Here is a 10412-nt window from a genome sequence, read left to right as displayed (position 1 = left end):
ATAGACGCGGTCGCCAACGTACAAAATTGATCATACGGTTGGAGAAGCGATAGTAATGGGAATGGAAATTAAGAACCGGGTTGATAACCTGGAACGCGTTGCTCTCGAGTTCGAAGGCGCGCAGTTCGCCGTTCGGCATGTTCTTGCAAACTTGCTTTCCCGGCTGGACCGGCACGACGCGGAGGAGTGTCTGCGCGAGTTGCAGAGCACCGGCCGCAGGCACGGCATCGAATTGGGCGAAAGCAGGCTGACCGGCTACCTCGACGAACTCGAGGCGCTGAAGGTCGCCTCCGCCAATGTGCGGAAAGTGGGGGCGCCGCCGCTTCGAGCGGTCAGCTGATGGGCGCAAAAGCCCGGATGCGTTGAAGAGGCTCACGCCACTATCTCCTTCGAAACTGGGAGGGCGTCCCCACGCGGCCCTCGGCGCGTCCTGAAATCCGCAGGATTGCGGTTGGGGAGGGAATGCGGGGGACCTGAGAGGCTCCTTTCCGGTGTCGCATTCCCTGCGAACTGGGCTCAGCCCGTCCGGCTGGCGGCGACCTCGCGCGCCTTGCGCATGGTCACGTCCACCAGGGTGCTGAGCATATCGGGCGCTGGTACCTCGCTGAGGCCCGTCGCACCCCGCCAGACGCGGGCGAGGTAGGCGGCAACCGCCTCCTCCTGCTCCTGCGTCAGGTGAAGGTTGCCCGCGGCAGCACCGGAGGCCGCGGGCATGGGGGAGGGAATTCCCGGAACGGCGGGGGGCATGCTGTTCCGGCCGGTGCTTTGGGAGAGAGGTGGACGGGGCGCGATCATGCGTCGCGCTCCCGTCCGTTGCGACCCGACAGGCGGTCGGGATGGAAATCGTAGGCCGAAACGACGGCCAGCATCGTGACCAGGGCGACGATGATGAAGCCGATCACGGCGGGCCAGAAGGCGTCCGACAGGATGAAGGCGCGCGCGGCGGCGTTATCATTGATGAGCCGGGCGCCGTCGTCGAGTGCAAAGAGGATCACCGCGCCTACGAGCAGCGCAACACCGATGATGGCGGCGAAGGCCAGGTTTGCGCGGTTCACAGCTCACCTCGCGCGAGCATGCGCTCGACCACGTAGTCCATAAGGTCGATGAAGTTGTCGAAGGTGACCACGGGGCCGGTGGTGAGGTGGAGGCGGATCATGCCGGGGCACCCCGCTCCACGCCCCACAGCCGAAGCGTGCGGGCAGCGTTCGCCTGGGCGTACTGCATGAAGGGCGACTTGGGCCCTCCCTCCGCGTCAATCGCGTCGAGGAATTTGCAGATCAGGCCAGCCGCGGCGTCGCGATCGACGAACGTGATGCGCGAGGCGCTCGGCTGCGCGGGCGGCTGGGAATTTCCGGGAAGGGATGCGCGGTGCATCGGCGGTCTCCATGGAGCGGTGCGCCCCGATGGAGATAAAATGTACCTTCACAGGGTACGTGTCAACAGTAAAATGTACCTTGCTGGGGTACGTCAAAGTTTGGGTCGCCAGGTACCTTTCCACTCCGACCGGCGCCGGGCAACAAAAAGCCCCGCCGAAGCGGGGCTCTGTCAATCGCAGCCTAGCAACCTTAGAAGCATGGCGAATAGTTCGACCTGAGAGCACCTAACTGCGCTTCTTTGAGGTGAAGCCCCGTCCGGTAAGAGATCGTCCGCTTGTCACCGGCATTTCTGATCTCAGTTAGTGCGACAACCTGAGACCCTCCTGTGACAGGAGATGACTCTACAAGGGTCACGCCATCCTCGGCTGGGAGCGTGCGCACCATGGCCCATTTTGGCTTAGACAGCACTCCGGCGATGCACGACGACAATTCATCAACGGATTTTTGACTATCAAACACGGCCACAATCGGCTTCGACTGCACATCCTTCACGGTGGCGCACCCTGAAACGAGCATGAAGAACATAGAAACAGCGAAGCAATTCCGAACCTGCATTTTCCCGCCCCAAGCTATTTAGTGATATTGCCGCGCGTGCTTCGGTGTAATCGCTCGGATAGGCGTTGCCCATAGCAGTTCGCAGTCATCCATATCCGCTGCGTTATAGGAGCGGAGGGTGTAAACGCCGGGCCTCGAACCTTTTAGCAGCTGCTTCAGGTAGGTCTCTCCAGTTACCAGCCGACAAGCGCAAATCGCACCTAGGTCTTTCGGGTCCACACCGTCATTCCCCCGGCTGATATAGATGATGTCGCCAGGATCGAACTTAGGCAGCATTGATTCGCCGTGGACCTCCAAGCCTATGAGATCGCCGCTCGTCTCCGGCGGGCGCGGGACCATTTCGTCGATACCCATGTCTTCGTAGGCAATGGATCCGCCAGCGCCAATTCGACCTACAACAGGCACCTGCTCTCCCAAAATATCTGCAGGGGAACAATTAAGGATCAGCGACAGGCGATCAAGCCACCTATCGGTCATCGGTATTTCACCGCGCTCGAGCTTGGTCACCGTCGAACGTCCTGAGTTCAACAGCTCGCCGAGCTTTTGCTGGGAAAGCCCAGCCTTCTTTCTCACGTTCGCAAGACGGTTTGCCATGCGCGATTGATGTCCCCGCGAGAGGGACACGTCGAGAGCCTCCTCAGGGTACATTTCCTCTTGCTCAGTGTACCTTCTCAAGGTACGTTCATCCCCATCATGGCAGACACCCCTCTTCGCAAATTCCTCTCTGACCGGTCGATGACCGCAGAGGGTTTCGCAGCTGACAAAGGCTTCAGTGCCTGGAGCGTCCGTCATTGGGCGCGCGGCAACAAGATGCCTTCCCTGTCCTCGCAGATAGAAATCGAGACCGCGACCGACGGGGCTGTCGCTCCCACGGATTGGCTTGCGTGGTCGCTTGCCAACTCTCGCACGGATAAAGCCGCATGAGCGCCCGCTGCCCGCACTGCTCCGGCAGCCAGCGCCGCCCGATCCCGGTGGGTAGCCGGGGGCCAGAGCTGTTCGCCCAAGCCGCGTCCGATTTTAGGGGTCATTGGCAACCCGCTGCTGAATTACAGCCAAACTCTGCGAGAGTAGTTCCTTGCTCTCGTGGTGCTGGATCACTGCCTGATGCGCAGCGTCCAATTCCGAAAGAGCAGCTCGAACCAAGTCCGGTGGCGCCCCCACCGATGTCGCAATTTCGGCAAGAACTGAGGTCAGATTCGAAACTGCGTGCAGCGCGGCGATCGCCGTTTGTAAAGCCGCTTGTGCGGACGGTTCGCGCGATCCGTTCGGCATTTCTCTTCTTTCGTGTGCGTGTAGGAGCCTGCACGATGGCCGAAGCGGCTGGGGCGTCAAGTCCCAGCCGTGGAGGGCCGGAGGCATGACCGCCCGCTGCCCACACTGCGGTGGAAGCACCGACGAGAACGCGATCGTCCGGCGCGGCAACTGGGCGCTTGGCCCGTCGATGACGTATCACGACGGTGAGCAGGTCGCCCTGCCCCGCGCCCATTCCCGCACGCTCTACGCCATCGCCCGCGCCAACGGCGAGTTCGTCACCCACCGTGACCTGCCCGGTTGCTCCGCGAATACGCTGCTCGATCACATCCGCGCCCTCCGCCGCACCTTCGGCGACCGTCTGCCCGTTCGCGGCACCGGCAGGCTCGGCTTTTCCTGGGACGCACGGGCATGACGCGCCCGGGCCCCCAAGGCGCCGCCATCCGCGCCGAGAAGCTGCTGGCCGTGCTCAGCGATTGCGCTGCCCAGGGCCGCGCCGCGCCGACCAACGCCGAGCTGATGGATATCCTCGGTCTCGAGCGTGAGAATTCCGCCTCCCGCACCCTCAAGCGGCTGGAGGAGCGCGGCGCGGTAACCGTCCAGCGGTTCACCAATTCGCGCGTCATCACCATCACCTCGACGGGCAAGAGCACCGCCGGCGCGGCTGGTACCGCCCATTGGACGGACGAGAATGCCGCCGCTCGGGTTGATGACCAGCCGCAGCGCGATGCCGCTCCCAAAGCGCGCGCCCAGCCGGAGCCCCTCCGCCTCGATCGCGATCCCTGCACCTTCTGCGGTGTGCGCGCCGACATCGGCTGCAGCTGCTCGCGTCAGGCTGCGTCGAAATTCCTGTTTGTCCCCGTTTCTCTTCATGCCGCCGAGGTACTTCAGCCATGAACCGCACATCCACCGGCAATAAGCCCGTGTTTTCCGCGTCATCCGTCCGCGACACGATCGCTGAGACCCTGTCTGCCATCAAGGAAGAGGATGGCCTGACCTATGCGGACATGGGCCGTGTCATGGGCAAGAGCGGCGACCGCGCCGAGGCCTACTGCAATGGCGACTTCTCCGACATGTCCGGGTTTTCGCTGCTCGCCGCCTGGCGCGAATGGAACGGTCGCTTCGTCGGCCCTCTCCGCACGTTGGTGGAGGGTAGCCGCCCCGGCGGCGCGCACTGCGACCATGCTGGGCAATCGGCCATCCTGAAGGCTGCGCTCGCGATCTCGGTCGCTCTGCAAGACGGCGAGGTAGATCCCGAGGAAGTGCGCGCCAACCGCAGCACCCTCGAAAGCGCGCGAGACGCCATCGACGCCCAGCTCGCGAAGCTGGTCCGAGCCGCCTGACAAGTTTCGGGCCGGGGGATGGCGCGCACCCCGGCCTGATGACCTGAATGCGCGCCGGAGTGAACAAGATGGATCATAACCCCGAAACGGGCGAAATCATAGAGGAGCGCGCTGCCGACGGCGGTCAGCGCTACCCGGCGGCCAACACCCTCAGCGACCTGCTGATGATGCTGAAGGACGGCGCATTCAACGCCGACAGCAGCGAGCCGCTCCAGGAGTTTGCCCAGAAGCTCGAGGCGGCTGGGGTGGACAGTGACAAGAAGGTCAAGGGCTCCATCACGCTCAAGATCGACGTCGAGTTCGACCCGGACCGGGAGTTCTCGGTGCTGACCCCGTCGCTCGCCTTCAAGCTGCCCACCGCGAAGCACGGCGCCACCGTCGCCTGGTTCACCAGCGATGGCCGCCTGAGCCCCAACAAGCCGCGCCAAGGCAACCTGTTCGGCACCATCCGCGAAGTCACCGCACCCGAAGCCCGCGTCGTGCGCGGCTAATCCGAGGACATAGAGCACATGACCCAGACCACATCCGATATCGCCCTTGCCGCCGGCACCGTCGCCGACCGCACTGGCGAGCTGATGGCCACCGCCTACAACTTCGCTGAGAAGACCCTGCGCCCCGAGGTCACCGTTGTGACCGATCCGCGCACCGGCGACGAAGCGCCCGTCGTCCTGACCGCCAAGGGCGCCACGCCGCTCGATCCGCGCCTGTGGGATGAATATCGCGAAAATCCGCTGTTCCGTGAGGGCACCGCCATCCTGACGCAGTTGCCGTCCTTCATCGCGCTGACCAACCGCTTCAAGGATCCGAATAGCGCGATCTTCGCCGTCGACGATCTCGAGAAGCCGTCGCTCACCGCGATCTTCGATTACCACCCGGCCAACATCGACGAGCATGGCGTTGTCGCCACTGAGCGTGCGCGGCCCCGGCGCCACAAGGCAACTTATGCCTTCCCGCTCTCCAAGGAATGGCAGGCGTGGTTCTCGAAGGACGGCAAGGCCATGTCCATGGGCGACTTCGCGGCGTTCCTCGAGACGCACATCGTGGACGTGTCCGATGATCCCGTGACCGCCTGGTCCGATCAGGCGCAGGCCTTCGCCAAGGCCAACCGCGCGACCACTCCCAGCTCGATCGCCACGCCGACCCGGCTGGTCGATATGTCGCTGTCGTTCCGCATCTACGAGACGGCCGAATCCTGCGAGGCGGTCAACCTTACCTCGGGCGAGACGCAGCTGTCTTTCGTGTCTGAGCACAGGCAGGCCGATGGCAAGCCGGTGGACTTCCCCAAGCTGTTCTCGATCGTCATCCCGATCTTCGCTCGCTCAGCCGTCTTTTACCGGATCATCGCGCGCTTGCGGTATCGCCTGGCGAACGGCAAGCCGGTGTTCTGGTTCGAGCTGTGGCGCCCCGACCTGACTTTCGAGCAGGCCTTCAACGAGGCCCTGGAGCAGGTCGCCGTCGAGACCGAACTGCCGATCTACACCGGCACGGCCGAGGCGCCCGCCGCCGCGCACGAAATGCAGCCGTTCTAACGATGCTCGGCTGGCTCACCCGCAAGCGCAAGCCCGAGCCGGTCACCCCCGGCGCTGCCTTGGCCAAGATCGGTCATGCGCAGCGCCGGGCGCTGATCCACGCCCAGGCGGACAAGATGCGGGCAAACGCAGGCCTTCCTCCCGTAGAGTGGCCAAAGCCGTGAGCAAGATGCCGGATCGCATCAGCCTCGCTGACTTCGTTTCCTTGCCGCCTGCCAAGGCGGCTGGGAACAAGTTCGGCGCGCGCAGGACCGAATGCGGTCTGGGGCACAAGCACGCCAGCAAGAAGGAAGCCGCGCGCTGCGTCGAGCTGCACCTGCTCCAGCGCGGCGGGCAGATCAGCGGCCTCGAGGTCGAACCGACGTTCACCTTCATGGTCAGCGGCAAGCCCGTCCTGCACCCCAATGGTCGCAAGGCCATCTACAAACCCGACTTCTCCTACAACGAGCGCGGCCGGAAGGTCTGCGAGGACGTCAAGGGGAACAAGGCCACCCAAACCGAGGCGTCGGTGCTGCGCATGTCCTTTGCGCGCGCCTTCTGGCCCGAGATCGAATGGAAAGTGGTGTGAGCCTTATCGCCACCGCCGTGAAGCATCTGATGGCAGCCGGGATAACCGGTGACGCGCTGCTGACGGCTATCGCCGAAATGGAAGCCCAGGTGCGGGCAGAGCCGAAGGCCCGTAGCGCCGGAGCCGCGCGGCAGGCCCGTTACGAGGAACGGAAGCGTCAGAAGGCGTCAGAAATGACGCTTTCTGACGAAACTGACGCTTCTGACGTTTCGGCGTCAGGAACCTCCCTTCCCCGCCTCCCCAATGAAAATAATTCTAACCCCTCCACCCCTACCCACCCGGAAGAGAAATCACGCGCGAGCGATGCGGGCACGCACGAGGCGACCGGGACCGATCCGGTGGAGGCCGATGGCGACGAGGCCAGTGGAAACCAGGCTGCCAAGCCGAAACGAGCCCTCGCCGTGCCGATCGCGCTGCCCGACGGCTGGGAGCCGGTGCTGACCCCAGCCGCCCAGCAGATCGTCGATGGCTGGCCGCCCGGCATGCTCGACCGGGAGCGGATGGCCTTCGAGGCACATGCCGCCAGCAACGACCGCGTGACCAAGGATTGGCAGGCGGCATTCCGCACATGGATCGCGAAAGCCGACCGAAACAGGACCGAACGAAATGGGAATCGAAGCACGACAGCTGGGCGAGGTTTTGCCAGCAATCACCAGCCTGACCGCCGCGACGGGTTCACTCGATCGCTCGATGACACCATCGCCCGCGGGCGTGCCGGCGGTGCGCCTCTCCAATGACCAGCTGGCTGCCGCGATGGTCGTGGCTGCCGCGCCTCTGCCCGCGCTGGAGATGGCCGACGAGGTGTTCCTGGCCCAGATCCTGCGGATGATGGACGGGCTGCCACGCCGCGCCGACGACAGCGTAGGCGGGAAGCTACGGCACCGGGCTTACGAGCTGGTGATTGGCCGCTATCCCCGCCAGGCGCTCGAATTCCTCGCCACCGAAGCCCTGCACGGTTGCAAGTTCTACCCCAGCACCTCGGAATGCGTGGAAATCCTGAAGCGGTGGCGGCGTGACGACGATGCAGTTCGCTCCAAGCTGGCGGCCAGCACCGCAGTGCGTCACGAGCAGCAAGCCCGCTTCGACGACGCCATGACGCGCCTCGCTGCGGGTGAGGTCTCACAAGCGGAAATCGATGCGATGCCCGAGCGGTGGAAAAGCGTCGGCGAAACGCGCGCCTACCTGTGGCGGCACGAGGACGGCTCATACACCGCGCGCATTCGCCCGGAGGAAATGCTGTGAAGGCCCAGGTCATTCCTTGCCGCCTCGAGGGCCCATTGGAGACTGGTCCTGTCCAGATCGGGCAGGATCAGGTTGGGCTGTTCATTCGCGGCATTGAGGCGGGCGCGCTTGCTGAGGCCCTTCGAGGTGTCATGAGACACTCGAACGCTCAGAGATGGCACATGTCGCCCGTCAACGACCTTCTGCGGCAGTTGCAAGCCTGCGCCCCCCGAACTGGATACCGATCCTAATGCCTAAGTCCGATACCCTCGCCGCGATGGCAGCGCAGACGAAGCGCCGCACCAGCCGCCCCGCTTCCCCCAAACCCGTGAAGGCAGATCCCTTTGCGCCCACCCCCGAGCAGCGCGAGCACGCGGTCTATGTCGAACAGGACATTGTGGATGTGAAGACGAAAGGCCGCGTGACCATCGGCAAAGCCTTCCGCAAGCAGCCCCGCTTCGAGACGATAGAAGGCATCGGCACTGAGCAACTCAAAGCGCTGCGCTGCTACCGCGCGGCGTTCGACGCCAGTGAAATGTCTGAGACCAAGTGCGCGCTGGACGTACGGCCACGGGGTGTGGCTGGATCACATGGCGCGATCTCTGCCATCGAGGCGCGAGCATTCGGTGCAAGCACGCTGCGAGGCATCGAGTGCCAGCTGGGCGCGCTGGTGCATACTCTCCGCGACGTGGCGCTCATGGACCTGACGTTCTCCGAAGCCGCGATGAAGAGGTTCGGTAGCCGCGAGCAGGATTGGATCGACATAGGCAGAGGCAAGCGCAAGCCGCGCTCGTTCGTCAAGCTGGTGCCCAAGTCTGGCACTCACCGGCAGATCATCAAGGACGAGTTCTTCACCGGCCTGCGGCTGCTGATCGATGCGGTAGGACCGTACCTGTCCCGGACCGCAATCAGATCAGATCGTCAACTGTGACGCCCAAGTGTTCGGCCAGGCTCTTGAGGGTCTGGACCGAACCGCTTTGCCTGCCGCCCTCGATCTGCGCGATCTGCGCACGGCTCACGCCAGCCGCCTCCGACAGCGCGAGCTGGGTCAGCCCGCGATATTCACGCCAGACCCGCAGCGGGCTTTCGCCAGCGAGGATGCGGCTGACCAGCTCGGCCGGTACGTATTCGTCATCACCACGATCGACGGCAGCCTTCACGCGTTCGGAAGCGCGGATGTCGGCGAGGTCTTCGGCTGCCTCCTGAAGCGCCTTGTACTCTTCGATCGGTATCGTAACCATCTCACCCATGTGAGCCTCCATCATTCGTAGATGCTGCCGCGAGGGCCAATCTTCGTCACCGTCAGAACGACGCCATCGTTCATGATGACCCGCCAGTCACCGACACGAAGACGAATGTCGTCGCTGCCCTTGAGGGCCTTGACGTTGTTCGCCTGCGATGCCGGGTCTGCAGCGTAGGCCTCGACCTTCGACACGATCCGCGCCGACGTATTTGCGGGCATCGAGCGGAGCGTCTTGAGGGCTGAGCGGGCGTACTGGATCGGCTTCATGTGGGGAGAATGTAACTATCCGTAACATCGGTGTCAAATAGAATGTTACAGAGAGTTACATCTAAATAACGGTTGTGCTGGGCACGGAAACAGGGCAAATAGATATTGTTGGAATTCAATGCGCCCGCAGCCGGAAGGTGAGCGGGCTTTTTCTTTCAGGATTGAGCCTCGCTCAGCAGCAGAGCTTTTGCGTGGTATGCCACGGCTCTTTCGCGGTGAGCATAGACGGCAGCGATTGAGCGTCTGCGCCTGAGCGCCTCCTGCGCTTTGCGGGCTTCCTTTCTTGCCCGGCACAGCAGGCGCTCGATAGAAGGTTTCATAGCCGACTCCCGAACCTCGATGAGTGGGAGGTTATGGAGCGAGCCAGCAGTTTCAAACGTGCTTCGCCAAAGCGAATTGATCGCGCGCCTAGCTGTTAAGTCAAGAATGCCGCCGTAGCTCCAGTGGTAGAGCAGCCGCCTTGTAAGCGGACGGTCCAAGGTTCGAATCCTTGTGGCGGCACCATCTGTTTCGATATCGAAACGGTTATCGCCAGGTCGGGCGTAAACCTCGAAGCGGCCATCGTTTAACGGTAGGGCCTCAGCCTTCCAAGCTGATGCCGGTTCGATCCCGGCTGCCGCTCCATCCAACAAGGGCTCGCGCAATGGCATGGTCCCGGCAATCGCGACACGCGCGTGGCTACGGCAAAGCCTGGGGCAAGCTAAGGGTGCGCATCCTCGCCCGCGATAAGCACCTGTGCCAGCGCTGCCTGCCCAAGGGCTTAGTCACTGCGGGGAACCAGGTCGATCATATCGTCCCGAAGGCTAAGGGTGGCACGGACGAGGAAGACAACCTCCAGGTTCTGTGCAAGCCCTGCCACGACGCGAAGACTATCGAAGACGCTGGCGGAACGGCCCGGATCGAAATCGGCATCGACGGCTGGCCTGTTCAGGAATGAGCCCGAACCGCTGAATATTCAGCCTGAGGGGGGGGTATCCTGAATATTCCGGCCCTCGCCCCTCAGTACCGCTACCGAACCAAAATTTTCGCAAAACCAGATAGATTGTCTGAGAGGTCCAA

The 10412-nt window shown here is 63.3% G+C and carries 20 protein-coding genes and 1 tRNA gene; 13 read left to right on the top strand and 8 right to left on the bottom strand.

From position 1 onward, the window contains the following. The first annotated feature begins 61 nt into the window (after window positions 1-61). A complete protein-coding gene (locus NTCA1_RS05655; protein WP_159829157.1) occupies window positions 62-340 on the top strand; it encodes a hypothetical protein in 279 nt (92 codons plus the stop codon). A 176-nt stretch (window positions 341-516) separates the two neighbouring features. Here NTCA1_RS05655 and NTCA1_RS05650 read toward each other — a convergent pair whose 3' ends face one another. The 6 genes from NTCA1_RS05650 to NTCA1_RS05625 all read right to left on the bottom strand — a co-directional run bounded on the left by NTCA1_RS05650 (window position 517) and on the right by NTCA1_RS05625 (window position 3203). Continuing rightward, entirely contained in the window at window positions 517-747 is a 231-nt protein-coding gene (locus NTCA1_RS05650; protein WP_236549114.1) for a hypothetical protein, read from the bottom strand. A gap of 44 nt (window positions 748-791) precedes the next feature. Further along, entirely contained in the window at window positions 792-1055 is a 264-nt protein-coding gene (locus tag NTCA1_RS05645) for a hypothetical protein (RefSeq protein WP_159829155.1), read from the bottom strand. 97 nt (window positions 1056-1152) lie between these two features. After that, window positions 1153-1374, bottom strand: a complete 222-nt coding sequence (locus NTCA1_RS05640) for a hypothetical protein (protein WP_159829153.1) — start codon at window positions 1372-1374, stop codon at window positions 1153-1155. Window positions 1375-1565: 191 nt separating this feature from the next. Next, on the bottom strand, window positions 1566-1931 hold the full coding sequence (locus NTCA1_RS05635) for a hypothetical protein (protein ID WP_159829151.1): 366 nt from the start codon (window positions 1929-1931) through the stop codon (window positions 1566-1568). 18 nt (window positions 1932-1949) lie between these two features. Then, window positions 1950-2525: an XRE family transcriptional regulator gene (locus NTCA1_RS05630; protein WP_159829149.1), complete on the bottom strand. Its 576-nt coding sequence runs from the start codon at window positions 2523-2525 to the stop codon at window positions 1950-1952. A gap of 423 nt (window positions 2526-2948) precedes the next feature. Next, window positions 2949-3203: a hypothetical protein gene (locus NTCA1_RS05625; protein WP_159829147.1), complete on the bottom strand. Its 255-nt coding sequence runs from the start codon at window positions 3201-3203 to the stop codon at window positions 2949-2951. An 85-nt stretch (window positions 3204-3288) separates the two neighbouring features. On the opposite strand from NTCA1_RS05625, the gene NTCA1_RS05620 reads away from it, so the two are divergent. The 10 genes from NTCA1_RS05620 (at window position 3289) to NTCA1_RS05575 (ending at window position 8774) form a co-directional block, all read left to right on the top strand. Next, window positions 3289-3597: a helix-turn-helix domain-containing protein gene (locus NTCA1_RS05620; protein ID WP_159829145.1), complete on the top strand. Its 309-nt coding sequence runs from the start codon at window positions 3289-3291 to the stop codon at window positions 3595-3597. Continuing rightward, the gene (locus NTCA1_RS05615; protein WP_159829143.1) at window positions 3594-4079 is read left to right on the top strand and encodes a hypothetical protein; all 486 of its coding nucleotides are present in this window, start codon (window positions 3594-3596) and stop codon (window positions 4077-4079) included. The genes NTCA1_RS05620 and NTCA1_RS05615 overlap by 4 nt, the downstream gene beginning before the upstream one ends. Further along, on the top strand, window positions 4076-4525 hold the full coding sequence (locus tag NTCA1_RS05610; RefSeq protein ID WP_159829141.1) for a hypothetical protein: 450 nt from the start codon (window positions 4076-4078) through the stop codon (window positions 4523-4525). Before NTCA1_RS05615 ends, NTCA1_RS05610 begins: the two co-directional genes overlap by 4 nt. 68 nt (window positions 4526-4593) lie before the next feature. Further along, the gene (locus NTCA1_RS05605; RefSeq protein ID WP_159829140.1) at window positions 4594-5016 is read left to right on the top strand and encodes a hypothetical protein; all 423 of its coding nucleotides are present in this window, start codon (window positions 4594-4596) and stop codon (window positions 5014-5016) included. An 18-nt stretch (window positions 5017-5034) separates the two neighbouring features. Continuing rightward, on the top strand, window positions 5035-6054 hold the full coding sequence (locus NTCA1_RS05600) for a DUF2303 family protein (protein ID WP_159829139.1): 1020 nt from the start codon (window positions 5035-5037) through the stop codon (window positions 6052-6054). Between the two features lie 2 nt (window positions 6055-6056). Next, a complete protein-coding gene (locus tag NTCA1_RS05595; RefSeq protein WP_159829138.1) occupies window positions 6057-6218 on the top strand; it encodes a hypothetical protein in 162 nt (53 codons plus the stop codon). A gap of 5 nt (window positions 6219-6223) precedes the next feature. Beyond that, on the top strand, window positions 6224-6622 hold the full coding sequence (locus tag NTCA1_RS05590) for a DUF1064 domain-containing protein (protein WP_159829464.1): 399 nt from the start codon (window positions 6224-6226) through the stop codon (window positions 6620-6622). Continuing rightward, entirely contained in the window at window positions 6619-7359 is a 741-nt protein-coding gene (locus NTCA1_RS05585; RefSeq protein ID WP_159829137.1) for a hypothetical protein, read from the top strand. The genes NTCA1_RS05590 and NTCA1_RS05585 overlap by 4 nt, the downstream gene beginning before the upstream one ends. Then, the gene (locus tag NTCA1_RS05580) at window positions 7313-7864 is read left to right on the top strand and encodes a hypothetical protein (protein ID WP_159829136.1); all 552 of its coding nucleotides are present in this window, start codon (window positions 7313-7315) and stop codon (window positions 7862-7864) included. The genes NTCA1_RS05585 and NTCA1_RS05580 overlap by 47 nt, the downstream gene beginning before the upstream one ends. Before the next feature lie 229 nt (window positions 7865-8093). Beyond that, window positions 8094-8774 carry a hypothetical protein gene (locus tag NTCA1_RS05575; RefSeq protein ID WP_159829135.1) on the top strand — a complete coding sequence of 227 codons (681 nt, stop codon included), beginning with the start codon at window positions 8094-8096 and terminating at the stop codon, window positions 8772-8774. Here the strand turns inward: NTCA1_RS05575 and NTCA1_RS05570 are convergent. Continuing rightward, on the bottom strand, window positions 8752-9093 hold the full coding sequence (locus NTCA1_RS05570) for a helix-turn-helix transcriptional regulator (RefSeq protein ID WP_159829134.1): 342 nt from the start codon (window positions 9091-9093) through the stop codon (window positions 8752-8754). The genes NTCA1_RS05575 and NTCA1_RS05570 overlap by 23 nt on opposite strands. An 11-nt stretch (window positions 9094-9104) precedes the next feature. Next, complete coding sequence (locus NTCA1_RS05565) at window positions 9105-9353, bottom strand: type II toxin-antitoxin system RelE/ParE family toxin (RefSeq protein ID WP_159829133.1); 249 nt, start codon at window positions 9351-9353, stop codon at window positions 9105-9107. 428 nt (window positions 9354-9781) lie between these two features. Here NTCA1_RS05565 and NTCA1_RS05560 point away from each other — a divergent pair. Beyond that, a tRNA-Thr gene (locus tag NTCA1_RS05560) sits at window positions 9782-9857 on the top strand. A gap of 202 nt (window positions 9858-10059) precedes the next feature. Further along, a complete protein-coding gene (locus NTCA1_RS05555; RefSeq protein ID WP_236549113.1) occupies window positions 10060-10290 on the top strand; it encodes an HNH endonuclease in 231 nt (76 codons plus the stop codon). The last annotated feature ends 122 nt before the right edge of the window (window positions 10291-10412 follow it).

The sequence above is a fragment of the Novosphingobium sp. TCA1 genome (assembly GCF_009811895.1).
GTDB lineage: Bacteria > Pseudomonadota > Alphaproteobacteria > Sphingomonadales > Sphingomonadaceae > Novosphingobium > Novosphingobium panipatense_A.
This window is presented reverse-complemented; position numbering and strand designations above follow the sequence as displayed.